This is a genomic window from Streptomyces sp. NPDC046866, assembly GCF_040704625.1.
In the GTDB taxonomy this organism is placed as follows: domain Bacteria; phylum Actinomycetota; class Actinomycetes; order Streptomycetales; family Streptomycetaceae; genus Streptomyces.
In genome coordinates, this window is sequence record NZ_JBEYXN010000006.1 from 175,327 (window position 1) to 200,544 (window position 25,218).

Annotated in this window: 21 protein-coding genes; 11 read left to right on the forward strand and 10 right to left on the reverse strand. The window is 73.6% G+C overall.

Going from position 1 to position 25,218, the window contains the following annotated elements:
* The first annotated feature begins 743 nt into the window (after positions 1 to 743).
* Both AB0953_RS12310 and AB0953_RS12315 read left to right on the forward strand, forming a co-directional pair.
* Positions 744 to 1,868 (forward strand): PLP-dependent cysteine synthase family protein, encoded by a 1,125-nt coding sequence (locus tag AB0953_RS12310; RefSeq protein WP_366859367.1) that lies wholly within the window; start codon positions 744 to 746, stop codon positions 1,866 to 1,868.
* Entirely contained in the window at positions 1,865 to 3,169 is a 1,305-nt protein-coding gene (locus AB0953_RS12315; protein ID WP_366859368.1) for an MFS transporter, read from the forward strand. The genes AB0953_RS12310 and AB0953_RS12315 overlap by 4 nt, the downstream gene beginning before the upstream one ends.
* A gap of 70 nt (positions 3,170 to 3,239) precedes the next feature.
* Here AB0953_RS12315 and AB0953_RS12320 read toward each other — a convergent pair whose 3' ends face one another.
* Together AB0953_RS12320 and AB0953_RS12325 are read right to left on the reverse strand one after the other, a co-directional pair.
* The gene (locus tag AB0953_RS12320) at positions 3,240 to 3,905 is read right to left on the reverse strand and encodes an MSMEG_1061 family FMN-dependent PPOX-type flavoprotein (protein WP_366859369.1); all 666 of its coding nucleotides are present in this window, start codon (positions 3,903 to 3,905) and stop codon (positions 3,240 to 3,242) included.
* 107 nt (positions 3,906 to 4,012) lie between these two features.
* Complete coding sequence (locus AB0953_RS12325) at positions 4,013 to 5,458, reverse strand: glyceraldehyde-3-phosphate dehydrogenase (RefSeq protein WP_366859370.1); 1,446 nt, start codon at positions 5,456 to 5,458, stop codon at positions 4,013 to 4,015.
* Between the two features lie 305 nt (positions 5,459 to 5,763).
* Between AB0953_RS12325 and AB0953_RS12330 the strand changes: the two genes are divergently transcribed.
* A complete protein-coding gene (locus tag AB0953_RS12330; protein WP_366859371.1) occupies positions 5,764 to 7,095 on the forward strand; it encodes a hypothetical protein in 1,332 nt (443 codons plus the stop codon).
* Complete coding sequence (locus tag AB0953_RS12335) at positions 7,092 to 7,793, forward strand: hypothetical protein (RefSeq protein WP_366859372.1); 702 nt, start codon at positions 7,092 to 7,094, stop codon at positions 7,791 to 7,793. The genes AB0953_RS12330 and AB0953_RS12335 overlap by 4 nt, the downstream gene beginning before the upstream one ends.
* Here AB0953_RS12335 and AB0953_RS12340 read toward each other — a convergent pair.
* Positions 7,759 to 8,217 carry an Lrp/AsnC family transcriptional regulator gene (locus AB0953_RS12340; RefSeq protein ID WP_366859373.1) on the reverse strand — a complete coding sequence of 153 codons (459 nt, stop codon included), beginning with the start codon at positions 8,215 to 8,217 and terminating at the stop codon, positions 7,759 to 7,761. The two genes, AB0953_RS12335 and AB0953_RS12340, sit on opposite strands and share 35 nt — an antisense overlap.
* Before the next feature lie 130 nt (positions 8,218 to 8,347).
* Between AB0953_RS12340 and AB0953_RS12345 the strand changes: the two genes are divergently transcribed.
* Together AB0953_RS12345 and AB0953_RS12350 are read left to right on the forward strand one after the other, a co-directional pair.
* Entirely contained in the window at positions 8,348 to 9,310 is a 963-nt protein-coding gene (locus tag AB0953_RS12345) for a DMT family transporter (RefSeq protein ID WP_366859374.1), read from the forward strand.
* Between the two features lie 69 nt (positions 9,311 to 9,379).
* Complete coding sequence (locus AB0953_RS12350) at positions 9,380 to 10,618, forward strand: aromatic amino acid transaminase (protein WP_366859375.1); 1,239 nt, start codon at positions 9,380 to 9,382, stop codon at positions 10,616 to 10,618.
* On the opposite strand, the gene AB0953_RS12355 is transcribed toward AB0953_RS12350, so the two are convergent.
* Positions 10,606 to 11,103, reverse strand: a complete 498-nt coding sequence (locus AB0953_RS12355) for an HPP family protein (protein WP_366859376.1) — start codon at positions 11,101 to 11,103, stop codon at positions 10,606 to 10,608. The two genes, AB0953_RS12350 and AB0953_RS12355, sit on opposite strands and share 13 nt — an antisense overlap.
* A gap of 426 nt (positions 11,104 to 11,529) precedes the next feature.
* On the opposite strand from AB0953_RS12355, the gene AB0953_RS12360 reads away from it, so the two are divergent.
* Both AB0953_RS12360 and AB0953_RS12365 read left to right on the forward strand, forming a co-directional pair.
* Complete coding sequence (locus AB0953_RS12360; protein WP_366859377.1) at positions 11,530 to 13,635, forward strand: discoidin domain-containing protein; 2,106 nt, start codon at positions 11,530 to 11,532, stop codon at positions 13,633 to 13,635.
* Positions 13,636 to 13,742: 107 nt separating this feature from the next.
* Positions 13,743 to 14,351 carry a TetR/AcrR family transcriptional regulator gene (locus tag AB0953_RS12365; protein ID WP_366859378.1) on the forward strand — a complete coding sequence of 203 codons (609 nt, stop codon included), beginning with the start codon at positions 13,743 to 13,745 and terminating at the stop codon, positions 14,349 to 14,351.
* 34 nt (positions 14,352 to 14,385) lie between these two features.
* Here the strand turns inward: AB0953_RS12365 and AB0953_RS12370 are convergent, their stop codons facing one another.
* Both AB0953_RS12370 and AB0953_RS12375 read right to left on the reverse strand, forming a co-directional pair.
* Complete coding sequence (locus tag AB0953_RS12370; RefSeq protein WP_366859496.1) at positions 14,386 to 15,018, reverse strand: NAD(P)H-dependent oxidoreductase; 633 nt, start codon at positions 15,016 to 15,018, stop codon at positions 14,386 to 14,388.
* A gap of 227 nt (positions 15,019 to 15,245) precedes the next feature.
* Positions 15,246 to 16,205 carry a LysR family transcriptional regulator gene (locus tag AB0953_RS12375; protein WP_366859379.1) on the reverse strand — a complete coding sequence of 320 codons (960 nt, stop codon included), beginning with the start codon at positions 16,203 to 16,205 and terminating at the stop codon, positions 15,246 to 15,248.
* Positions 16,206 to 16,363: 158 nt separating this feature from the next.
* Between AB0953_RS12375 and AB0953_RS12380 the strand changes: the two genes are divergently transcribed.
* A complete protein-coding gene (locus AB0953_RS12380) occupies positions 16,364 to 19,858 on the forward strand; it encodes a M28 family peptidase (RefSeq protein WP_366859380.1) in 3,495 nt (1,164 codons plus the stop codon).
* A gap of 107 nt (positions 19,859 to 19,965) precedes the next feature.
* Here the strand turns inward: AB0953_RS12380 and AB0953_RS12385 are convergent, their stop codons facing one another.
* Positions 19,966 to 20,244, reverse strand: coding sequence for a hypothetical protein (locus tag AB0953_RS12385; RefSeq protein ID WP_366859381.1), 279 nt, complete (start codon positions 20,242 to 20,244; stop codon positions 19,966 to 19,968).
* A gap of 97 nt (positions 20,245 to 20,341) precedes the next feature.
* Here AB0953_RS12385 and AB0953_RS12390 point away from each other — a divergent pair, with 97 nt between their 5' ends.
* Both AB0953_RS12390 and AB0953_RS12395 read left to right on the forward strand, forming a co-directional pair.
* Entirely contained in the window at positions 20,342 to 21,622 is a 1,281-nt protein-coding gene (locus AB0953_RS12390; protein ID WP_366859382.1) for a VWA domain-containing protein, read from the forward strand.
* Positions 21,622 to 22,446: a hypothetical protein gene (locus AB0953_RS12395; protein WP_366859383.1), complete on the forward strand. Its 825-nt coding sequence runs from the start codon at positions 21,622 to 21,624 to the stop codon at positions 22,444 to 22,446. The genes AB0953_RS12390 and AB0953_RS12395 overlap by 1 nt, the downstream gene beginning before the upstream one ends.
* Before the next feature lie 54 nt (positions 22,447 to 22,500).
* On the opposite strand, the gene AB0953_RS12400 is transcribed toward AB0953_RS12395, so the two are convergent.
* From AB0953_RS12400 to AB0953_RS12410, 3 genes are read right to left on the reverse strand one after another with little or no spacing between them, the layout of a single operon-like run.
* A complete protein-coding gene (locus AB0953_RS12400; protein WP_366859384.1) occupies positions 22,501 to 23,310 on the reverse strand; it encodes a hypothetical protein in 810 nt (269 codons plus the stop codon).
* On the reverse strand, positions 23,307 to 23,960 hold the full coding sequence (locus tag AB0953_RS12405) for a response regulator transcription factor (protein ID WP_366859385.1): 654 nt from the start codon (positions 23,958 to 23,960) through the stop codon (positions 23,307 to 23,309). The genes AB0953_RS12400 and AB0953_RS12405 overlap by 4 nt, the downstream gene beginning before the upstream one ends.
* Entirely contained in the window at positions 23,948 to 25,195 is a 1,248-nt protein-coding gene (locus AB0953_RS12410; protein WP_366859386.1) for a sensor histidine kinase, read from the reverse strand. Before AB0953_RS12410 ends, AB0953_RS12405 begins: the two co-directional genes overlap by 13 nt.
* Positions 25,196 to 25,218 lie beyond the last annotated feature (23 nt).

Below are 25,218 nucleotides of genomic sequence, written 5' to 3' on the forward strand. Positions count from 1 at the left end.
GCGGCCCGCGGGCCGATCCGGCCCCTCCGGTTCACCCTTGCCGGGTGTACGCCGGGCCGTCCCCCGGCGGCCACCGCTGTCCGAGCCGAAGCGGCTCCACGGAGGCACCGTGCCGTTCCCTCCCCCTTCCCGTCCCCCCGTCCCTCCTCGGCCCCTGCCCGGTCTCCGGCCCCGCAGCGCGCAGGCCCGCGGCCGGTGGCTCGTCCTGGCCGCCCTGACCCTGCTCGCCTTCACGGCGGCCCTGATCGGCTGCCTGCACCACGTCGAGGCCGCGCCCGCGTCACCCGCGTCGGCGTCCGCGTGGGCGTCCGCTCACGGCTCCGTCGCGCACGGCCACCCTCCGCACCCGTACCCGCACCACCACGTGGTCACGGAGGACGACGGGGGCGCTCCGGAGCACGACGATTCCTGCCTTCCGCATGACCCGTCCCGGACGGTCCAGGAATCCCCGGCGCCGCGCCCCGCCTCCGTTCCCGTGCTGTTCGCGGTGGTGCCGGGCCTGTTCGGTGCGCGCGTTCCCCTGCGCGGACGACGGCGCGGTTCTCCGTATCCCGCAAGGGCCCGCGAGGGCCGCACCACACGGACCACCGTCTGCTGCTGGCGCATCTAGGACTCGTTCGCGCGGCCCCGTCCGGAGGCCGCCGCCTGTCGCCCGCCCGCGGAGCCCGTCCCGCTCCCGCGCAGGGCCGGCCGACAGGCGCGATGTGCACGGAAACAGCCATCCACGAACGAGAGCCGAGGAAATGTCCTCTCCGTCCACGCAGATCACCCAGCCCCTCCGCACGGCCCTGTCCGGGCTCGTCGGCAACACCCCGCTCCTGCGGGTCTCCGAGCCCTTCGCCCCTGCGGGGCACGGCTTCTGGGCCAAGCTGGAGGGCTTCAACCCCGGCGGCATCAAGGACCGCCCCGGCCTGCACATGGTCGAGCGCGCCCGCGCCCGGGGCGAGTTGAAGCCCGGCGCCAGGATCATCGAGTCCACCAGCGGCACGCTCGGCCTCGGCCTCGCCCTGGCCGGCATGGTGTACGGGCATCCCGTGACCCTGGTGACCGACCCGGGGCTGGAGGCGTCCATGACCAAACTCCTGACCGCCTACGGGGCGCAGGTCAACGTCGTCTCCGAGCCGCATCCGACGGGCGGCTGGCAGGAGGCGCGCCGCGAGCGCGTACGGCGGCTGATGGCCCGGCACCCCGGGTCCTGGTGCCCCGACCAGTACAACAACCCGGACAACACCAGCGCCTACACCCCGCTCGCGCTGGAACTCGCCGCCGAGCTCGGGCACATCGACGTCCTCGTGTGCAGCGTGGGAACCGGCGGGCACTCGGCGGGCGTCTCGCGGGTGCTGCGCCAGCTGTACCCGCAGCTGGAGCTCGTCGGGGTCGACACCGTCGGCTCGACGATCTTCGGCCAGCCGGCCCGCCCGCGGCTCATGCGCGGCCTCGGCTCGAGCATCTACCCGCGCAACGTGGCGTACGGCAGCTTCGCAGAAGTGCACTGGGTGGCCGCCTCGGAGGCGGTGTGGGCCTGCCGGCAGCTCGCCTCGTCCCACTACGCCACCGGCGGGTGGAGCGTCGGCGCGGTGGCCCTGGTCGCGGGCTGGCTGGCCCGTACCCGGCCGGCGGACACCCGGATCGCGGCGGTCTTCCCGGACGGGCCCCAGCGGTACCTCGGGACGGTGTACGACGACGACTACTGCGCCGCCCACGGGCTCCTCGACGGGCCCGCGGCGGCCGAGCCGGAGCTCGTGGGCCGTCCCGACGAGAAGGAGGTCACGCGCTGGACCCGGTGCACGGACGTGGTCGACCCGCTCACGCTCCGGGACGCCGGGGCCGGGGCCGGGGCCGGGGCCGGGAAGGATGCCGACCGGTGAAGGGCACGCTCGCGCAGGTCCGCTCGTACGAGAAGAGCGTGCAGCTGCTGATGGTGAACCAGTTCACCATCAACCTCGGCTTCTACATGCTGATGCCCTACCTCGCCGCTCACCTCTCCGGGTCGCTGGGCCTGGCCGGCTGGACCGTCGGACTGGTCCTCGGCGTACGCAACTTCAGCCAGCAGGGCATGTTCCTGGTCGGCGGCACCCTCGCCGACCGGCTCGGCTACAAGCCGCTGATCGTGGCGGGCTGCCTGCTGCGGACCGCCGGCTTCGCCACCCTGGGCCTGGTCGACTCGCTGCCGGCGCTGCTCGCCGCGTCCGCCGCCACGGGCCTGGCGGGGGCGCTGTTCAACCCGGCCGTGCGCGCCTACCTGGCCGTGGACGCGGGAGAGCGGCGGGTGGAGGCGTTCGCCCTGTTCAACGTCTTCTACCAGGCGGGCATCCTGCTCGGCCCCCTGGCCGGCATGCTGCTCACCGGAGTCGACTTCCGCCTCACCTGCCTCGTGGCGGCCGGGGTCTTCGCGGTGCTGAGCGCCGTACAGATCCGCAGCCTGCCCGTCCGCCGGGCCGACGGGGCCGGGCCGGCGCAGGGCGGGGCGCGTCAGAAGGTGCTGGCCCAGTGGCGCGGGATCTTCGCCAACCGGCCGTTCCTGCTGTTCTCCACCGCGATGATCGGCTCGTACGTCCTGTCGTTCCAGGTCTACCTGGCGCTTCCGCTGGAGGTCCGGCGCCTGGGCGGCGGAGGGACCCTCACCACGGCCGCGACGGCCGGGCTGTTCGCCGCCTCGGGGCTGAGCACCATCCTGTTGCAGACCCGGGTCACCGCCTGGTGCAAGGCCCGGACGACCCCCGGCCGGGCCCTGTCCCTGGGGCTGCTCACCATGGGCGCGGCCTTCGTGCCGCTGCTGCTCGCGGCGGTGGCGCCGCTGCCGCAGGGCGGGGCGTGGCGGTGGGCGGCGACCGTGGTGCCGCCGACGCTGGCGGCGCTGCTGCTGGCCCTCGGCACGATGATCGCCTACCCCTTCGAGATGGACACCATCGTCCGGCTCTCCGGGGACCGGCTCGTGGCCACGCACTACGGGCTGTACAACACCGTCTGCGGAGTCGGGATCACCCTGGGCAACCTCCTCACCGGCGCGGCGCTCGACGCGGCCCGGGCGGCGGGCATGTCGGCGCTGCCGTGGCTCTGCCTGCTGGCCCTGGGGCTGCTGTGCGCCGGCGCGCTCCTGTGGCTGCACCGCACGGGCCGCCTCGCCCGGCCCGCCCCCGCGGCCCGCCCGGCGCCGGCTGCCGCCTGACGGGCCGGGCCGGGGTGACGAGGGGCGGGTGCCGGCGCGGCGCCCGCCCCTTCGCGCTGCGGCGGCGGGGCTACTCGTAGCGGTGGAGGAGGGATTCGCGCTCCTCCTGCCGGATCCGCTCCAGCGTCAGGCCGGGGATGCCGAGGTGGGAGAGGGTGATCTCGGCCGAGCTGGGGACCGCGTCCTCGGCGAGCCACTCCTCGGGCTTCCAGGCGCCGCTGCGCAGGAAGGCCTTGGGGCAGTGCTGGTACGCCTCCTCCACCTCGACGACGATCGCGCTGCGCGGGGGCTTGCCGACGGCGGTGAGCTGCTCCAGCAGCCGCGGGTCGGCGGAGACGCAGGCCCTGCCGTTCACCCGGAGGGTGGCGCCGCGCCCGGGTACGAGGAAGATCAGGCCGGCGCGGCCGGTCTCCACGATGTTGTGCGCGCTGTCGAGCCGCCGGTTGCCGGTGGCGTCGGGGACGGCGAGGGTGAACTCGTCGAGGACGGCGACGAATCCGGCCGGTCCGCCGCGCGGGGTCACATCGCAGCGGCCGTCGGCGCCGGCGGTGGCGATGAAGACGAGCGAGGAGCTTGCGATGAACGCGCGGGCCACGTCGTGGATCCGGTCCACCTCCTTGTGGCGGACCATGTCGCTGGGCTGCTCGTACAGGGCGCGCAGCTGGGCCGCGTCCTGCAGGGCGGCGGAGTTCAGGGCGTCGAATATGCGGCCGGCGGGCCGGGGCTGAGTGGTCACGTCGCGCCACTATAGGAAAGATCGGGAGCGGCGCGAACGGGAACGGGGCGCCCGGTCCGGGCTGTTGCCCGGGCCGAACGCCCCGTACGCGGTGCAGTGGTGCGGGATCAGACCCGCGGAGCCGGGTAGGTCGGGTACTCGACGCCCGAGACGTGCTGGACGACGCGGATGACCTGGCAGGAGTAGCCGAACTCGTTGTCGTACCAGAGGTAGAGGATGGCGTTGTCGCCGTCGACCTTGGTGGCGCCGGCGTCGACGATCGAGGCGTGGCGCGAGCCGACGAAGTCCATGGAGACGGCGTCGGGCGCGGTGGTGAAGTCGATCTGGCGCTTCAGCGGGGAGTTCAGCGAGACGTCGCGGAGGTAGTCGAGCACCTCGTCGCGGGTGGTCTCACGGCCCAGGCGCAGGCTGAGGATGGCGATCGAGACGTCCGGGACGGGGACGCGGATCGAGCTGCCGGTGATGGGGGCCTTGAGGTCCGGCAGCGCCTTGGCGACGGCGGAGGCGGCACCGGTCTCGGTGATGACCATGTTGAGCGGCGCGGAGCGGCCGCGGCGGTCGGCCTTGTGGTAGTTGTCCAGCAGGTTCTGGTCGTTGGTGAACGAGTGGACGGTCTCCACGTGACCGCGCAGGACGCCGAACTGGTCGTCCATCGCCTTCAGCGGCGGGACGATCGCGTTGGTGGTGCAGGAGGCGCAGGACAGGATCTGCTCGTCCGGCTTGATGGTGTCGTGGTTGACGCCGTGGACGATGTTCGGGACGTCGCCCTTGCCCGGAGCGGTCAGGACGACCTTGTCGATACCGGGGCGCAGGTGCTTGGAGAGGCCCTCGCGGTCGCGCCACTTGCCGGTGTTGTCGATGAGGATGGCGTCCTTGATGCCGTGCGCCGTGTAGTCGACCTCGGAGGGGTCGTTGGCGTAGATCACCTTGATCGCGTTGCCGTTGGCGACGATCGTGCTGGTCGCCTCGTCCACGGTGATGGTGCCGTTGAACTGGCCGTGGATGGAGTCGCGCCGCAGCAGCGAGGCGCGCTTGACGAGGTCCTGGTCGCCGCCACCGCGGACGACGATGGCGCGCAGGCGCAGCCCGTTGCCGGAGCCGGCCTTCTCGATCAGCAGGCGGGCGACGAGGCGGCCGATACGGCCGAAGCCGTAGAGGACGACGTCACGGCCCGCGCCGCGCTCGATCTTGTCGGCACCGGTCGCGCCGGCGACGGCCTCGGCGGTGAACTCCTCCACCGACAGACCGCGGTCATCGGTCTTGTAGGTGGCGGCGAGCATGCCGATGTCGATCTGGGAGGGGCCGAGGTCCAGGGCGGTCAGGGCCTGCAGGAACGGCATCGTCTCGGTGACCGACAGCTCCTCGCCGTCGATCTGCCGGGCGAACCGGTGGGTCTTCAGGATGCTGACCACCGACTTGTTCACCAGGGAGCGGCTGTGCAGCAGGATCGTGACATCCCGCTCGCGCTGCAGCTTCCCGATGATCGGGATCATCGACTCCGCGATCTCCTCGCGGTTCTTCCAGTTAGTGAACGAGTCCTCGTTGACAGTCACAGGCGTATCTTTCGAGCTAGGCGGCGCTCATATGCTAACCCGCTCATCCTTTGATCCCTCAAGGGGCACCCCTACATGACTCCGACCCCACGGGCCACCGCGGCCCCAAACCAGACAAACCACCCGTCGGTTCATCCGTAAACCACCCGCTCCTCCCCCACTCCTCCCGATTCGCTGCGCGCGTACACGGGGACTCGGGCGGCAGTCGGCGGGACGGTGTGGCCCATCTCACCGACCGCGCCTCCGGGCGGCCCTGCGACGGGCGCGCAGCCGGGGGACGGAGGAGAATGGACCGACGGAGGGTCATGTCCAGCGCCGCCCGATGGGCCATCCGTTCGCTGACCGCGGTACTGCTGAGCACCGCGCTCGCCTGGGGCGGTGTGGCCCTGGCCCCGCCGGCCGGGGCCGACGCCTCCCTCGCGCTCACGCCCGAGCAGGGTCCGCCCGGCACGTCGGTGCACGTGCACGGCTACGGCTTCGAGGACTGCCTGACCCGCCGGCAGAGCGCCACGGGCGGCGGGCAGCGGTACCCGGCCCAGATCGACGTCACCTTCGCCGACGGCAGCCCCGTCGCGGCCGTGGCCGACCCCGACTCAGGCGAGTTCGAGACCGACCTCGGGGTTCCGTCCGACGCCGCGCCCGGCGCGTACGAGGTGAAGGCCGTGTGCACGGCCAAGGGCTCGGGAATCCGGGCGACCGCGCAGTTCACCGTGACCCCGCCTGCCGAACCCGCCCTGCTGCTCGAACCGGGGAGCGCTCCCGGGAACACGACGGTCCGGGCGACCGGTTCGGGATTCGACGCCTGCACCGGCGGTACGGCGACGCTGTCGTGGGACGGCATCCCCGCACTGGAGGTGGACCCGGACCCGGCGGGCATCGAGCAGGGCGGGTTCACCGCCGAGTTCGACGTGCCCGCCGACACTGCCGCCGGCGGCTACACGGTGACGGCGCAGTGCGGCGATGACGACACCATCCGCGCCGAGGCGCCGTTCACCGTCGAGCCCGGCCGGGGGCCCTCGCCCCCGTCCACGCCCGACGTGGCGCTCGACCCCGCCGAGGGGCCTGCCGGTACCTCGCCGGTCCGGATGTCCGGTTCCGGGTTCGACTGTCGGGAGGTGGACGTCTTGTGGGACGGCGGGTCCATGGAAACCGTCGGCGTGGACGACGACGGCACGTTCACCGCCGAGTTCGCCGTTCCGGCGGACGGGGCGGAGGACCGGCACACCGTGCGGGCCCAGTGCACGGACGACGCGGCCGCCGGCGCCGAGGCGGGGTTCACCGTGACGGCCCCCGGCCCGAATCCGACCCCGAATCCGACCCCGGACGGCACGACGACGCCCGTCCCGACGCCCGAGCCGGACCCGGACCCGGACGACACGGTGCCCGTCGGACTGGTCGTGGGGTCGAGCCTCCTCGGGGCGGGCCTGCTGGCCGCCGCAGGGCTCGCACTGCTGGGCCGGCGCCCCCGGGGCCCGCGCTGGGTGCGCGGGCACGTCAGCGCCCGACTGCGGCCCCTGCCGGCCGCTACCGCCGTGACCGACACCCGCGAGGACCGCGGCTCGGGGACCCGCACCGTACGCCTGGAGCCCCACGCGGATCCCGGTGAGCGGACCGTGACCGAGGAGGACCGCCCATGACCACGCCCGCCCCTGCCCGCGCCCCCGTCCTCGAACCGCTCACGGTCCGGGCCTTCCTGCTCGGGCCGGAGCTCGACCGCTCCGCCGCCGCGCTCGCCGACCGGATGCACGAGCACGACGCCGCCGCCGGCGTCCTGCCCCGCGGCCGGGGCCTCACCGACGCGGCGGACCGGGCCGTGGAGGCCGAGCTGGCCCACGTCGTCGACGGCTTCCTCGACCTCGACCTCATCTCCCTGCTCGCCCACGGCTGGTCCAAGCACTCCGCGCTCCGCGAGGCCGCCCACCGGACCCGCCGGCTCCCGGGCAGCGAGGAGGTGGTCGCGCTGGCCACCCACACCGTCACCTCGACCCACCACCCCCACGTGGACCTGCTCGTGGACGGCGCCCCGGCCGCGACCGTGGAGGTGGAACTCACCGTCGTCTTCCACGTCCGCGCCCTGGTGGCGGTCGTCCGGGACGCCCTGCTGACCGGTGTGCGCGCCGGAGCCTGCGAGATGGAGGCGAAGCTCGTCGTCCGCGGGGTCACCGTCGCCACCCGGGAGGGCCGGCTGGACCTGCCCGCGACGATGCGCCTGCGCGCCCCGGTCCCCCTGCTGCCGCCCCCGGACGCCCCGCCCCGTCCGGACCACCCGCCGGCCCCGGCTCCCCCGCCCGCCCCGCCGGTCACGTGGGGACGGGATAAACCCTCGACTGCTTGACGCTCCCGAAGGCGAAGCTCGATTCGATCGAGGCGATGCCGGGGATGGCGTGGATGCGGTGGCGCACCAGGGCCTCGTACGCCTCCAGGCTCTCGATGACGACCCGGAGCAGGTAGTCGCTGCTGCCCGCCATCAGGTAGCAGTCCTGGATGTGCTCGATGACGGCGACGTGCTCCTCGAAGACCCGGACCGCCTCCGCGGTGTGGCGTTCCAGCCGTATCCGGACGAACACGGTGATCGGCAGGCCGTAGGCGACCTGGTCGACCGTGGCCGTGTAACCGCGGATCAGGCCGGCCTCCTCCAGCCGCCGCACCCGGCGCAGGCAGGGCGAAGGCGAGAGCCGGACCCGGTCGGCGAGTTCCTGGTTGGACAGGCGCCCGTCGGCCTGCAACTCGCGGATGATCTGCAGATCGACTGCGTCCATGGCCTCTCCTTGGCAGATTCTGCCCCCAACGTACGTCTGGGGGGCAGAACTGGCAATCGGCTGCCCCGGCAAAAGCTCTAGCGTTGCCCTGTGGCCGAATCCGGCCGCCAGTGAGCTGGAGGAAACCACCGTGGCCGCCACGAAGACCGCGCCCGCGCAGGCGCCCGCACGGGTGCGCCCCGCGGGCGGCCGCGGGCTCAACCCGCAGACGCAGGGCCTGCTCGCACTCGCGGTGACCGTGCTGATCTGGGCCGCCTTCGCGCTCAGCGCCCGCGCCCTGAGCGCCTCCTCCCTGCGCCCCGCCGATGCGGCGCTGCTGCGCTTCGGCGTCCCGCTCGTCGTCCTGGCGCCCGCGCTGTGGCGGCGCCGCCGGGCCCTGGCCGCCGTACGCCCGGCCGCGGCGCTCAAGATCGCCTGCGGGGCGGGGGTGCCCTTCTTCCTGGCCGCGATGTACGGCGGCTCCCTGACCTCGGCGGCGTTCGTCGGCTCGATCGTCCCCGGGATGGTCCCGCTGTTCGTCGCCGCGCTCGTCGTCGCAGGCGGCCGCGGCGCGCCCCGCGGCACCCAGGCGGCCGGGCTCGCGCTGATCGCGGCCGGTGTCGTCGCCCTCGTATGGCGCCACGTCTTCCCGCTCGACGCCTCGGTGCTCGCCGGGGCCGGGATCCTGCTCGCGGCGAGCGGCCTGTGGGCCCTGTACACCGTCGGGCTGAAGGAGGTCGAGCTCGATCCCGTCGGCTCGATCGGGCTGCTGTGCCTGCCCTCCTTCGCGGTGATGGCGCTCCTGGTCCTGGCCGGGGTGCTGCCCAGCGGCCTGGCGTCCGCGGCCGGCTCCGACATCGCGCTGTTCCTGGTCGTGCAGGGGCTCGGGGTCGGGCTGTGCGCGGGGCTGCTGTACGCCTTCGCCATCCGCCGGCTCGGCGCCGAGCGCAGCTCCGCCTACGGCAGCCTCAGCCCGGTCCTGGTCGTCCTGCTGGCCGTGCCGCTGCTCGGCGAGTCGCCGACGGCCGCCGTGCTCGTCGGGGTGCCGCTGATCACCACGGGTGTCTTCCTGGCCAACCGGCGGCCCCGGCCGGTGGCCGGCACCCCCTCCTGACCGCCCGGACCGTTCGCGCCCGGACCCTTCCCTCCCACCGTCCCCCTTCCCCGTCCGAGGTTCCCGCAGATGCTTGAGCTCCTCCTCCCGCCGCCCGTCGACCCGCTGTGGGACCTGACCGAGGCGTACGGCGCCGATGCCCGGCCCGAGCGGCTGAACCTGGTCCTCGGCGTCTACCGCGACCAGTCGGGCGGCACCCCCGTCATGGCGGCGGTGCGCGAGGCCGAGCTGCGCCTGGCGGAGCGCTCGGCGTCCAAGGAGTACCGCGGGCTCTCCGGCAACACCGCCTTCAACCGGGCGATGCTGTCGATGGTCCTGGGCGCCGGCGGCGCGGCCGAGCGGGCCGTCGCCGTCCAGACCGTCGCGGGCAGCGGGGCGCTGCGGCTGCTGGCCGACCTGATCTGCCGGACCCGCCCGGGCACGACGGTGTGGATCAGCGACCCGGCGTACGTCAACCACCGGCCGATCCTGGAGGCCGCGGGGCTGACGGTGCGCACGTACGGCTGGCTCGACGCCGAGGGCCGTGCCGACGAGGCGGGAATGCTGCGCGACCTCGCCGGGGCGCGCCGCGACGACGTGGTGCTGCTGCAGGGCTGCTGCCACAACCCGACCGGGGTCGACCCGTCGGCGCAGACCTGGGAGGCGCTGGCCGGGCTCGCCGCGTCGGCGGGCTGGGTGCCGTTCGTGGACCTGGCGTACCACGGGCTGGGCGACGGCCTGGAGGCCGACCTGGCGGCCACGCGGATGCTGGCGGAGCGGGTGCCCGAGATGCTGATCGCGATCAGCTGCTCGAAGAACTTCGGGCTCTACAGCGACCGCACCGGCTGCGCCGTGGTGCTCGGCTCCTCGCGCCGCTCGCTGCAGCACGTGGAGACGGCGCTGCAGAACGCGGCGCGGACCCTGTACTCCATGCCGCCCGAGCACGGCGCCGCGGTGGTGGCCACCGTCCTGGAGGACGACGGCCTGCGGGCCATGTGGCGCGCCGAGCTGGACGCCATGCGCGCCCGGATCGAGGCGAACCGCAGCGGCCTGGCGCAGCAGCTGCGCGCGCTGGGCTGGGCGGGCCAGGCGGAGTCCCTGGCGCGGCAGAAGGGGATGTTCTCGATGCTGCCGCTGTCGCCGCGCCAGATGCTGCGACTGCGCAGCGGGTTCGCGATATACGGCACGACCGCGGGCCGGATCAACATCGCAGGCCTGCCGGCGGAGCGCATCGCGTGCCTGGCGCAGGGGATATCCGCGGTCCTCGCCGAGGACGCCGGCCGGCCCGGGTCACACGGCGTGCAGCCGGCGCCGGCTCACCACCAGTAGGCGGGGTAGCGGGGCGCCTTGGGCCGCATGCGCGAGGCCGCGTACCCGGTGAGGACGAGCAGGACGGTCGCGCCGAGGAGCAGCGGCACGAAGCGCCCGGGCGCCGGGGTCTGCAGCACGACGATGACGGCGCTGGCGCAGCCGGGCGAGTGCGGGGTGCGCGCGGCGGTGTTCGCGGCCAGGGTGAGCCCGGCGGCGACGGCCGCGGCCCAGGGGGTGCTGCCGGCGGCGGCGAGCACGGCGTAGCCGACGGCCGCGCCCATCAGGTGCCCGACGACCACGCTGCGGGGCTGGGCGAGCGGCAGGGTGGGCGCGCTGTGCACGAGGGCGGCGCTGGCGGCCAGCGACGGTATGAGGACCGGTTCGTGGATCACCGCTCCGATCCCCACCAGCACGAGCAGGACCACGGTGGCCCCGCTGATGCTGTGGGCTGCGGCGGCCGGGGTGGGGCGCGCCGGCGCGCGCAGCGGGGAGGGCGTGGTCATGGTGGTGCGTTCCTGGCGGGCGGGGCGGGAAGGTCGGTCGGCAGGTGCGGCGGCGGGGCCGGCGCTGCAGGCGGCACGGCCCGTGATCGGCGGTCTGTGGTCGACAACGGCCTCGATCCCGCGGGCCGGCCCGTGCCGTGAGGGGGTGGAAACCGGCACAGTCCGTGCTGAACCTTACCGTCCCGGTCCCGGGGGGCCGGCACGGGGTGGGGGCGGGTGGCGGGGGTCGCCGCGGGCGGGGCGGTTGCCCGTAGGACCTGATTCTTCATCAGGTCAGGTGTCCCGGACTCTTGACTCTCCTGGCGCCAGTCGCGATTCTCGTCGCACATTCGCGCGGGACATGACAATTCATCGGCTGTTCGGACGGACGGCCGGCTGCGTCGTCCTCGACCGCGCCTCCGACTCCCGATGACGTGAGTGTGACCCATGACCCGACGCCAGCCCAGTCGGCGCAGACCCCTCTCGATCCTTGCGTTACTGCTCACCACCGTGGTGGCCATGGCCCTCGGCCCGGCCTCCGGCGCCTCGGCCGACGCCGACGCCACGGCCGGCGGCACGGCCGGCGCAGAGGCCGGCTGGTGGGTCCCCACCGCCCGGCCCGCGCCCGACTCCCAGGTCAACGTCACGGGAGAGCCCTTCAAGGGCACCGACGCGGACGGCAAGGTGCGCGGCTTCGTCGACGACCACGTGCACCTGATGTCCAACGAGGGCTTCGGCGGCCGCCTGATCTGCGGCAGACCGTTCTCCCAGGACGGCATCGCCGACGCCCTGAAGGACTGCCCCGAGCACTACCCCGACGGCTCCCTCGCCGTCTTCGACTTCATCGCCAAGGGCGGCGACGGCAAGCACGACCCCGTCGGCTGGCCCACCTTCAAGGACTGGCCCGCCCATGACTCGCTGACCCACACCCAGACGTACTACGCCTGGGTCGAGCGGGCGTGGCGCGGCGGCCAGCGCGTGCTGGTCAACGACCTCGTCACCAACGGCGTCATCTGCTCGGTCTACTTCTTCAAGGACCGCAGCTGCGACGAGATGACCGCCATCCGCCTGGAGGCGCGCAAGACGTACGAGATGCAGGACTACATCGACAGGATGTACGGAGGCCCGGGGAAGGGCTGGTTCCGCATCGTCACCGACTCCGCCCAGGCCCGCGAGGTCATCAAGCAGGGCAAGCTCGCCGTCGTCCTCGGCGTCGAGACGTCCGAGCCCTTCGGCTGCAAGCAGGTCCTCGACGTCGCGCAGTGCAGCAAGGCCGACATCGACCGCGGCCTGGACGAGCTGTACGGGCTGGGCGTACGCAGCATGTTCCTGTGCCACAAGTTCGACAACGCCCTCTGCGGCGTGCGCTTCGACTCCGGAGCCCTCGGAGTGGCCATCAACGTCGGCCAGTTCCTGTCCACCGGCACCTTCTGGAAGACCGAGCAGTGCACCGGTCCCCAGCACGACAACCCCATCGGCCTGAACGCCGCCGCCGCGCCGGAGGCGGTGAAGAAGCTGCCCGAGGGCGTCTCGCTGCCCGGGTACGCCGCGGACGCGCAGTGCAACTCCCGCGGGCTGACCGACCTCGGCGAGTACGCCCTGCGCGGGATGATGAAGCGCAAGATGATGCTCGAGCTCGACCACATGAGCGTGAAGGCCGCGAGCCGCTCCCTCGACATCCTGGAGTCGGAGGACTACCCGGGCGTCATCTCCTCGCACAGCTGGATGGACATGGCCTGGACCGAGCGGCTCTACAAGCTCGGCGGCTTCATCGGCCAGTACATGAACGGCTCGGAGGGCTTCACCGCCGAGGCCCGCCGCACCAAGGCCCTGCGCGACAAGTACCACGTCGGGTACGGCGTCGGCACCGACATGAACGGCGTCGGCGGCTGGCCGGCCCCGCGCGGCGCGGACACCGCGAACCCGGTCCGCTACCCCTTCCGCAGCGCGGACGGCGGCTCGGTGCTCGACCGGCAGGTCACCGGGCAGCGCACCTGGGACTACAACACCGACGGCGGCGCGCAGTACGGCCTGGTGCCGGACTGGATCGAGGACATCCGGGTCACCGGGGGCCAGGACGTGGTCGACGACCTGATGAAGGGCGCCGAGTCCTACCTCGGCACCTGGGGCGCCTCCGAGAAGCACAAGGCCGGGGTCAACCTGGCCGCCGGCGCCCCCGCCGCCGCCTCCACCACGGAGTGGTGGAACCCGTTCGTCAGCTACGCGCCCGGCCGGGCCGTGGACGGCGACCGGGGCACCCGCTGGGCCAGCGAGTGGAGCGACGACCAGTGGCTCCGGCTCGACCTGGGCTCCCCCGCCCTCGTCAAGCGGGTCACGCTCGACTGGGAGGCCGCCTACGGCAGGGCCTACCGCATCGAGGTGTCCACCGACGGCTCGAACTGGCAGACCGCCTGGTCCACCACCACCGGTGACGGCGGGCTGGACACCGCGCTGTTCGCCGGCGTACCCGCCCGCTACGTCCGCATCCACGGCACGGGCCGCGGCACGCAGTGGGGCTACTCCCTGCACGAGGTCGGCGTCTACAGCAGCTGACCGCCGCGCACGGACGCGGCACGGAACACCACGGGCCGGGGCCGGCCGGATCGGCACTCCCGATCCGGCCGGCCCCGGGCGTACGAGCGAGAGGAACCCAGCACCCCATGCCACGGATGCCGGCGGCCGAGCGGCGCCGCCAGCTGACCGAGGCGGCGATCCGGGCGATGGCCCGCGACGGCGTCCCGCGGACCACGACCCGCTCGATCGCCGCCGAGGCGGGCGTGTCGCTGAGCGTCTTCCACTACTGCTTCGACTCCAAGCAGGCGCTGCTGGAAGCCGTCATCGAGACGATCACCGAGCACTACCTGCGGGTGGTGAAGGAGGCGATCCTGCCGCGGACCAGCCTGCGCGAGACGGTGCGGGCGGGCTTCCAGGCGTACTGGGACCACGTCCGCGCGCACCCGGCCGAGCACATGCTCACGTACGAGCTGACCCAGTACGCCCTGCGCCAGCCCGGGTTCGAGCACCTGGCCCGGCGCCAGCACGAGCTGTACTGCGCCACGTACGCCGAGCTCGTCGAGCAGGTCCGCGGCGAGGCGGACTTCGAGCTCAGCGTCCCGGTCCCGGTCCTGGCGCGCTACCTGGCCGCGATGACGGACGGGCTGACCCTGAACTTCCTGGTCCTGGGCGACGACAGCGCCGCGAAGGAGATCCTGGACATGGTCACCGACCACGTCGCCGGACTCGTCCACGCCGGGGCGGCGGACGCCTGAGCGGGCCGGCCGAGGGGGGAAGGCGGCGGCCGGCTCAGTCCTCGGCGCGCTGGGTGACGGGGGCGCTGCTCTCGTCGCCCAGGAACTCGTACCAGCGGCGCTGGAGGCACAGGTACCGGGTGTCCGCCTCGGCCAGCGCCAGGAAGGAGTCCACGGTGGCCGCGAGCCGCTCGCCGAGCCCCTCGTCCGCCAGCGCGCCGTCCTCGCGGAAGGCGGCGTGCGCCATGGCGAGGCTGAACATGTCCGGGTAGACGCGCGCCCCGAGGTGTTCGAGCGGGACGCGCAGCGCCCACAGACCGCGGTTCCCGCCGACCATGGACGGCGAGGCCGACACCAGCAGCGTCTGCTTGTCCTTGAACGGCTGCGGCCGGAAGCGGGAGACCCAGTCGACGGCGTTCTTCAGCACCCCGGGGACGGAGGCGTTGTACTCGGGCGAGGCGATGACCAGCGCCTGTGCCGCCAGCAGCCGCTCGCGCAGCAGGGCCGCGCCCGGCGGCGGCCCCTGGTCGGCCTCGGCGTCCCCGTCGTAGGTCGGCATCTCGAACTCGCGGATCCGGGCCAGGTCCGCGACGGCCCCCGACCGCTCGACCTGCGCCGCGACGAGTGCGGCCAGGCGGGCGTTGACGGAGCCCTCGCGGGAGGAGCCCGCCAGGACGAGGACGCGCAGGGCGCCGGGGCCCTCGGCCGCGGCCGCACCGGGCCGCGCCTCGGTCTCCGCGCTCGCCGCGGTGGCGGCGGTGACTTCGGTGGCGGCTGTGGCGGGAGCGGGGGCTGCGGTCGCGTCGGTCACACCGGGGACCGTACGGCACCCCGCCCGGACGGTGCCCGCACCGGCCGCCCCTCCCGCCCGGACTTCACCCGGCCGGTCGTGCCGCGCCCGCGGCCGCGGCGGGGTCAGTCGAGCGCCGGGTGGGCCTCGGGGTGGGCGTCCCACCACGTCCTGTGGAAGGGGTTGTTGTCCACGTTGGCCAGGTACGCGCCCGCCGCGGCGCGGTAGAGCAGCTCGGCCTGCCGGGCGGAGACCGCCGAGCGGTTCCACGCGATCCGGATCCGGCCCGTGACCGGCGTGCCGAGCAGCGGGCGCATCACGGTGCCCGCCACGGCCGGGGCCGTGGGCTGGGTGAGGGAGATGGCGCGGCCCGCGGCGACCAGGTCGTGGCGCATCTGCCGGTCGGTGATCCGGTAGCGCAGCGAGGGGACGAAGCCGGCCTTGGCGCAGGCCGCGACCAGGGCCTCGGGACCGCCGTCGTCGTCCTCGACCAGGGTCATCCACTGCTCCTCGGCCAGGTCCGCGAGGTCGAGGACCTCCCGCCCCGCCAGCGGGTGCCGGGTGGACATGCGGATGCAGAACGGCTCCTTGGGCACCAGGGTCTTGGCCAGGACCCCGGGCGGCAGGGCGACCTCGTGGTCGTTGACCTCGCCGTACACGATGACGTCGTACCGGCCCGCGCCGAGCATCCGGACGAGCGCGGTGACCGAGTGCTCCACGTCCACGGTGAGCTCGCGGCCCGACAGGGTCAGGTCGGTCCGCGCGAGCAGCCCGTCGATCAGCACGAGCAGGATGCAGCCCAGCCGCAGCGGGGTGTCGGTGGCCATGGCGCGCGTCTCGGCGCCGAGCGTCTCCATCTCGGTGAGCACGCGGCGCGCCTTGGCGAGCACGAACTGGCCCAGCGGGGTGGGCTCGACGCCGGAGCGGCCGCGGACGAACAACTCGCCGCCGGTGACCCGCTCGATCCTGCGCAACTGGGCCGACAGTGCGGGCTGGGAGACCCCGAGCCGCCGCGCCGCTCCCCCCAGGCTGCCGGCCTCCGCGATCTGGCAGACGGCTTGCAGATGCCTCAACTCCAGCTGCATCCGGGCAGCTTACGCAGCGTCACGCGACGACACCATAACGCAGACCTTATGGGTGCAGGGATGTCCCAATCTCGCCATGTACACGCTCATACTCGGCGCGAAAGCCGGTCCTACCCCCCACACACGATCGGAGTGGACTCTTGCAGCCCACCAGATGGATGGCTTCCGTGGCAGCCATGGCGCTGGCCGCGAGCCTCGCCGGCACCCTCGCCGGCACCGCGCACGCCGCGCAGCGCAGCGGGCCACCGCCCGCTCCCCGGGCCACGTCCGCCGACCGGGCGGTCGCCGCCGCCGACGCGGCCGTCCGCAGCGGCCTGGACACCCTGGTCAACTCGGCCCAGCAGCAGTACGACCGGCGCCTGGTCACCCCCTGGGTGCAGGACCTGTACTCGGTCGCCTACGAGCGCAGCTACCGCGGCCTGCCGGTCGTCGGCGGCGACGCCGTCGTCCTGGCGGACGGCCAAGGCCGGGTGCGCGCCGTGCAGTCCGCGTCCTCGACCGCGATCGACGTGGCGACCACCCCGTCCGTCGACAGGAAGGCGGCGGAGACCACCTCGCGCGCCGAGCTGGCCACGGTCGACAAGGTCCTCGACAGCCGCCTCGTCGTCCGGCTCAAGGACGACAAGCCGTACCTGGCCTGGGAGACCGTGCTCTCCGGGGCCACGAAGACGGCGCCCAGCAAGCTGCACGTCTTCGTGGACGCCCGCACCGGCAAGGTGATCGACCGCCACGACGAGGTCGTCGCCGGCACGGGCAGCAGCAAGTGGAACGGCCCGAACCCCCTCACCATCGACACCACCGCCTCCGGCGGCTCGTACTCGCTGCGCGACCCGAACCGCCCGGGCCTGAGCTGCGCCGACTACAGCAGCGGCACCGTCTTCACCAAGTCCACCGACTCCTGGGGCACGGGCAACCCCACCTCCAAGGAGACCGGCTGCACCGACCTGATGTTCGCGGCCCAGAAGCAGTGGGACATGCTCGCCCAGTGGCTCGGCCGCAACGGCGTCAGCGGCAACGGCCGCAGCTTCCCCGGCAAGGTGGGCCTCGGCGACCTCAACGCGTACTGGGACGGCAGCTCGGTCACCATCGGCCACAACAGCGCCAACGAGTGGATCGCCGGGATCGACGTGGTGGGCCACGAGTACGGGCACGCCATCGACTCCAACACCCCCGGCGGGACCAGCGGGCAGGAGGCCGGGCTCGGCGAGGGCACCGGCGACATCTTCGGCGCGCTGACCGAGGCCTACGCCAACGAGCAGGCCCCGTACGACACCCCGGACTACACCGTCGGCGAGATGATCAACCTCCAGGGCCGCGGTCCGATCCGGAACATGTACAACCCCTCGGCGATCAACAACGACCCGTCCTGCTACAGCTCCGCGATACCCGGGACCGAGGTGCACGCGGCGGCGGGCCCGCTGAACCACTGGTTCTACCTGCTGGCCGAGGGCAGCAACCCCGGCGGCGGCAAGCCGAGCAGCGCCACCTGCAACCAGTCCACGGTGACCGGCGTGGGCGTCCAGAACGCCGGCAAGATCTTCTACGGCGGCATGCTGCTCAAGACCAGCAGCATGTCCTACAAGAAGTACCGGACGGCCACCCTCAGCTCCGCCAAGTCCCTCGATCCCAGCACCTGCAACCTGTTCAACAAGACCAAGGCCGCCTGGGACGCGATCAGCGTGCCCGCCCAGTCCGCCGACCCGACCTGCACCCCCAGCGGCCAGAACGACGACTTCTCGATGGCCCTGAACCCCGCGTCGGGCACCGTCCAGCAGGGCGGCTCGATCACCACCACGGTGACCACCAACACCACCTCCGGCCAGGCGCAGCAGGTCACCCTGACCGCCTCCGGCCTGCCGGCCGGCGTCACCGCGACGTTCAACCCGGCCACCGTGCAGTCCGGCCAGTCCTCGACGCTGACCCTGTCCGCCTCCTCCACCACGGCTCCGGGGGCCTCCACCGTCACCGTCAAGGGCCAGGGAACGGGCCTGGCGCACACGGTCGACTACGCGCTGAACGTCGGCAGCACCCAGCCGGGAACCGACCCGCCGAACATCGACGTGGCCGCCGTGCAGGCACACCTCGCCCAGCTGAACACGATCGCCTCGCAGAACGGCGGCAACCGCCGCGCCGGCAGCGCCGGGTACACCCAGTCCCTGGCGTACATCAAGGGCAAGCTCCAGGCGGCCGGCTACACCGTCACCGAGCAGAACTGCACCTCCTGCACCTACCCGTCCAACAACCTGATCGCCGACTGGCCGGGCGGCCCCGCCGACCAGGTCGTCATGTTCGGCGCCCACCTCGACAGCGTCTCCGCCGGCCCCGGCATCAACGACAACGGCTCGGGCTCGGCGACCCTGCTGGAGAACGCCCTCGTCCTCGCGCAGAAGAACCCCGCGCTCACCAAGCACGTCCGCTTCGCCTGGTGGACCGACGAGGAGCAGGGCCTGAACGGCTCGGAGTTCTACGTGGGCCGGCTCAGCAGCACCGAGAAGGCCACGATCAAGGGCTACTACAACTTCGACATGGTCGGCTCGCCCAACGGCGGCTACTTCATCAACAACCTCAACTCCACCACCGCGGCGCCGCTCAAGGCGTACTGGACCTCGCTGAACCTCGCCCCCGAGGAGAACACCGAGGGCCAGGGCCGCAGTGACGACTACTCCTTCCAGCAGGGCGGCATCCCCACCTCCGGCTACGCGGCCGGTGCCAGCGCCCGCAAGACCTCCGCGCAGGCGGCGAAGTGGGGCGGCACCGCGAACGCCGCGTACGACTCCTGCTACCACAGCGCCTGCGACACCGCGAACAACATCAACGCCACCGTCCTGGACCGCAGCGCCGACGGTGTGGCCTACGCGATCTGGAAGCAGGCGGTGGGCGGCGGCACCCCGGCGCAGGACTTCTCGATCAGCACCTCGCCGGCCGCCGGCTCCGCCAACCCGGGCGGCAGCACCACCGCGACGGTGAACACCGCCACCGTGAGCGGCAGCCCGCAGAACATCGCCCTCTCCGTGTCCGGCGCGCCGGCCGGGGTGACCGCGACGCTCAACCCGGCCTCCGTGCAGTCGGGCAGCTCCTCGACCCTCACGGTCCAGGTCGGCGCGGGCACGGCGGCGGGCACCTACACCCTGACCGTCACCGGCACCGGTACGGCGACCCACGGCACCACCTACACGCTGACCGTCGGCGGCACGGGCGGCTGCACCCCGCGCGACGCCGTCGTCAACGGCGGCTTCGAGAACGGCAGCAGCCCCTGGACCGCCACCGCCGGGGTCATCACCAACCAGGCCGGACAGGTCCCGCACGGCGGCTCGTACATGGCCTGGCTGAACGGCTACGGCAGCACGCACACCGACAGCGCCTCGCAGTCCCTGACCCTCCCCTCCGGCTGCACCACCGGCCGGCTCTCCTTCTCCCTCCACATCGACACCGACGAGAACGAGAGCGTGGTCTACGACCGGTTCACCGTCTCCGTGGGCGGCCAGACGCTGGAGACCCTCTCCAACCTCGACGCGAACCAGGGCTACGTCCTCAAGACCTACGACGTGTCCCGCTTCGCCGGCCAGACCGTCACCCTGACGTTCAAGGGCGTGGAGGACGCCTCCCTGCAGACGTCCTTCGTCGTGGACGACGTCACCCTCCAGGTGAGCTGACGCCCGTCCGACCACCCGTCCCACACGAGCGGCACGCCCCCGGCCCCAGCGGCCGGGGGCGTGCCGCTCGGCCTGCTCGTAGGCGGCCGCTGCCCGCGCGCGCCGGCTCAGTAGTGCCGCGGCGACATGACGTGCGGGTCTGCGTCCGGGATCTCCAGGACGCAGCGCGGGACGCCGGGGCCGGGGGTCGTGCGGACGCAGACCGGGATCGGCGGATCGGTCGGCAGCTGCACCTGCACGCTGACCGGACGGTCGCCCTGCGTGGTGCCGTGGCCGGTCTCCTTGCCGTCGATCATGATCTCGACTTCGACGTGGCGGCCCGTCTCGACGGTCGCAGTGACCGAGTGCCCCGCGTGGTCGATGTGGAAGTGATGGCGTCGTCTCATGGGGTCGCCTCCGGCCGGGCGCAGCAGCACCGTCCCTCCTGCACTCCAGCGTAAAGAACGTTTTGGATTGCCGCACGATCCTCAATACGATCCGGCGATGATCACAACAAAATGGGTGGCGGCCGGGGCGTGCGGCCTGTTGGCCACGCTGGCGGTCGGGCTGTTCCCGGCGAGCGCGGCCGCCGGCGAACCGGTGGCGAAGGACTCGCCCAAGGTCGAGCTGGTGCTGGACGTCAGCGGCTCGATGAGGGCGACCGACATCGACGGCAAGTCCCGCATGGCGGCGGCGAAGCAGGCCTTCAACGAGGTGCTGGACGCGACGCCGGACGAGGTGCAGCTCGGGATACGGACGCTGGGGGCCACCTATCCGGGTGACGACCGCCAGCAGGGCTGCAAGGACACCAAGCAGCTGTACCCGGTCGGCAAGCTCAACCGGACCGAGGCGAAGACCGCGGTGGCCACCCTGGCCCCCACCGGCTGGACCCCCATCGGGCCCGCGCTGCTGGGAGCGGCCGAGGACCTCAAGGGCGGCGACGCCACCCGGCGGATCGTCCTGATCACGGACGGCGAGGACACGTGTGCCCCGCTCGACCCGTGCGAGGTGGCGCGCGACATCGCGGCCCAGGGCATCCACCTGGTCATCGACACCCTCGGCCTGGTCCCCGACGCCAAGACGCGCGACCAGCTGGTCTGCATCGCCGAGGCCACCGGCGGCACCTACACCTCGGTCCAGCACACGGCCGAACTCTCCGGCCGCGTGAAGCAGCTGGTCGACCGGGCGGCGGCGCCCGTCGTCACCCCGGTGGCGACCGAGGGCGCCAAGCAGTGCCAGGGCGCCCCGAAGCTGGGCGCGGGCCTGTACACCGACCGGGAGTCCTTCGGCGAGCACCGCTGGTACCAGGTGGACGTCAAGCCCGGCCAGGAGCTGCGCGCCTCGGTGAGCATCGCCGCCGACCGCGCCGTCAACAACGACTACGGGGTCCTGCTGCGGGCCGTGACCGTGCACGGGCGGGAGATCGTCCGAGGCTCGGAGGCGGGCAACGGGCGCACCGACATGATCTCGGCGGGTCTGCGCTACCCGAAGGCCGAGGCCGACGACGAGGACACGGGCGCGGACGGCAAGCCGAAGACGGAGACCGTCTGCCTCCAGGTCAGCAACTCCTTCTCGGCCCCGGCCTCCGTCAAGACCACCCCGGGCCTGCCCGTCGAGCTGACCATCGACGTCGTCGACGGTCCCGACGGCTCGGCCGACGTGGCCTCGTTCGGCCTCGGGCGCGGCTGGTGGCTGCTCGGCGTGCTGGTGCTCGCGGGCCTCCTCGCGGGCCTGGTCTGGGGCTGGATCTCCCGCTGGCGTATCTCGGTCTGGAGGACGAACTGATGCGTACCGTACGCATACTGGCGGCCGCGGCCCTGACCTGCGGCGGCGTGCTCGCCACGGCCGGCCCGGCGGCGGCGGACACCCCCTCGCCGACCGCGAGCGCGAGCCCGGGCGGCAAGCCGTCCGGCCCGACCGAGGCGGGTACGGCCTTCCGTACCGCGATGCCGTTCAAGCCGGGCCAGCGGGCCACGGCCGAGGCGGCCACCGGTGACTACCTGTACTGGGTGCTCCCGCTGGACTCGGGCCAGCGGGCCACCGTCAAGGCGACGGTGACGCTGCCCGAGGCGGCGAGCCGGCACGCCGCCTCGACCTGGCAGCTCGACGTGTACGACGGCCTGCGCCGCCGGCAGGCCTGCACGTACGGCGTCCAGACCGCGGCCGCGGGCAAGGAGGCCGCCGCGGTCGAGCTGTCCTGCACCCTGCGGACGGTCCGCCCCGGGGCGGAGCCGTGGGCGAACGACCCGCTGCCCGGCAGCTACTACGTCCGCCTGACCGCGGTGAACCTCGCACAGGAGGACCTCGGCCTGCGGGTACGGGCCGAGGTGCAGGCCGACCTGCGCGACACGGGCGGCGCTTTCGCCTCGGACGGCGCCCTCGCGAAGCCGCTGGTGCCCGGCATCACGGCGCAGGCCGCTGCCGGGAAGCCGGGGAAGGGGCAGCCGGCCGCGGTCGGCGAGCCCGACGGCGGCTGGTCCGGCGGCCGGTGGTCCGACCGCTGGGTCTGGACCGCGGCCGGCGGCGTGCTCGGGGCCCTCGCCGGGATCTTCGGGTACTCGCTCACCCGCGGCCGGGGACGCCCGTCGCACGTACCGCCCCGCGGCTGACGCGGCGGGCGGCGGCCCCGGCCCGGTGCCGCGGCCGCCGCCCGTGCGGGGCCCTCAGTAGCCCGCCTCGGCGCGCCCGGCGTCGGCGGCGATGTCCAGCTGTCCGGGCGCGGCCGGATCGTTCAGACCCGGCGCGACCTCGCAGCGGCCGGCTCCGACGCGGGAGGTGACCCGGAAGAGGGAGGCCTCGGGGACCCGCAGCTCCAGGTGCCCGGACCCGGCCCGCGCGGTGATCCGTTCCGGCGGGGCGGCGAACCGGGCGACGGCGGCGCCGGCCCCGGCCCGGATGTCCGCCTGCGGCGAGGTGAGCCCGGAGGCCTCCAGCGAGCCCGCGCCGACCTTCGCCCGCAGCGGCCCGCGCAGCGCGGTCAGCCTCAGCTGCCCGGCCCCGACCTCCGCGTCCACGGCGCCGCCCAGACCGCTGACCTCCACGGTTCCGGAGCCGCCGGTCACCTTCACCGGGATGCCGGCCGGCACGGTCACGCCCAGGTCGACCGAGCAGCCGAGGCCGGTGTCCCGCAGCCCCTCCGGGCCCGGGCAGTGCGGGGTCAGCTTCAGTGTGTCGCCGAGCCAGCTCTCCTCGATCACCGGCGCGGCCAGCGACCAGCTCACCTGTGCCCGGTAGGCGACCTGCCGGTCGGCGCGCGGGCTGATCCGCACGTCGGCGCTGCCCGCGTCGATTTCCAGGGCGGTCACGGCGCGGCCGCCGCTGCCGCCGCTGAGCGTCCCGTCCCGGGTGGAGCCGTACGCCCACACCTGCCAGGCGGCCGGGGCGACGATGAACACGGCGCTGAGCGCGGCGGCCATGATCCACGCGGTCCGGTGCGGCGGCCGGCCGGTGCCGGACGCGGGCGCGCCGCTCACGAGGTGCCGTCCAGGAACCGCAGGACGGCGAGCACCCGCCGGTGGTCCCCGTCGGCGACGGGGAGGTCGAGCTTGGCGAAGATGTTGTTGATGTGCTTGGCGACCGCGCTCTCGCTGACGACCAGCCCTTCGGCGATGCCCGCGTTGGAGCGGCCCTCCGCCATCAGGCCGAGCACCTCGCGCTCGCGCGGGGTGAGCCGCTCCAGCGGGTCGATCCCCCCGCCGCGGCGCAGCAGCAGCTGGGCCACGACCTGCGGGTCGAGCGCGGTGCCGCCGGAGGCGACCCGCCTGAGGGCGTCGATGAACTCCTCCACGTCGGCCACGCGCTGCTTGAGCAGGTAGCCGATGCCGCCGGTCTGACTGGCCAGCAGATCGGCGGCGTAGCGCTCCTCGACGTACTGCGAGAGCAGCAGGACCGACGTGCCCGGCCACTGCCGGCGGATCATCAGGGCGGCCCGCACGCCCTCGTCGGTGAAGCCGGGCGGCATGCGGACGTCGACCAGGGCCAGCGCCGGCTCGTGCTCGGCGACGGCGGCGAGCAGCGCATCGGCGTCTCCGGTCTCGGCGGCGACCTCGAAGCCGGCCATTTCCAGGACCTTGACCAGTCCTATGCGCAGCAGTACCGAATCCTCTGCGATCACAGCCCGCACGGCAGCTCCACACTCACAACGGTCGGGCCCCCGAGAGGGCTGTGGATCTTGATGGTTCCGTCGACCGACCCTACGCGCTTGCGCAGCCCGGTCAGGCCGGTGCCCGCGGCCGGATCCGCGCCGCCGACCCCGTCGTCGGTGACGGTGAGGCGCAGCAGGTTCCCGTCCCGGCGGGCCTCGACGCGGCAGCGGGAGGCGCGGGCGTGCTTGGACACGTTGGCGAGGGCCTCGGAGACGACGAAGTAGGCGACCGCCTCCACGGTGGGCCCCGGCCGCTCGGGCAGGTCCACGTCGAGTTCGACGGGCAGCGGCGCGCGGGCCGCGATGCCGGACAGGGCCGCGTCCAGGCCGCGGTCCTCCAGGACGGCCGGGTGCAGGCCGCGCACGAGGCTGCTGAGCTCCTCGATGGCCTCCTTGGCCTCGCGGTGCGCCTCGTCGATCACGGCCTTGGCCTCGGGCGGCAGGTCGGTGAGCGTGGCGCGGGCGATGCCGAGGTTCATGGCGAGGGCGACCAGGCGCTGCTGGGCGCCGTCGTGCAGGTCCCGCTCGATGCGGCGGCGTTCGAGGTCGGCGGCGTCGAGGACCCCGGCCCGGCTCTCGGCGAGGTCCTCGACGCGGCGCTCCAGCTCCTTGGCCCGGTTGGGCCCGAGGAGGGTGGCGGCGGCGAAGGCGTCCAGCCGGGCGAGGGCGGCGGCGAGCCAGGGCGTGCCCAGGAGCAGCAGCACGCCGAGGCCCGTGAGCAGGTCGTACTCCTGCGTCCAGCCCATGGTGTGGTCCTGGACCGGGACCAGCGCCGTCCAGCCGTACACGGTGGTGCAGACCGCCGCGCCGGCCCAGGCGAGGACGACCAGGGCTCCGCCGGCGGCCGCCAGCGGGCTGACCAGCAGGTGGTAGCCGTAGCTGCGCCAGGTCGCCTCGGAGCGGGCCCGTTCGAGCAGGCCCCGCGGACCGTACGGGCGGTGGGTGTAGGCCACGGCCGGTACGTCCAGCTCCAGCAGGGCCCGGAACCTGCTGCGCTGGAGCAGGGTGAGCAGCGGCCCGAGGAGGAGCACCGCGAGCAGGGCGGCGACCGCCCGGCCGGGTGCGACGAAGCCGTACGTGAGCGCGGCCAGGGCGGGCAGGGCCACCGGGACGGCGGCGACGGTGAAGGCCGTGTTGCGCCACGCCCAGGCCGACCACGGCGTGCGGTGGGCGATCCAGTGGGAGGTACGCAGCAGCGCACCGTGAAGTGCCATGCCCCGTACGGTAATCGCACTGG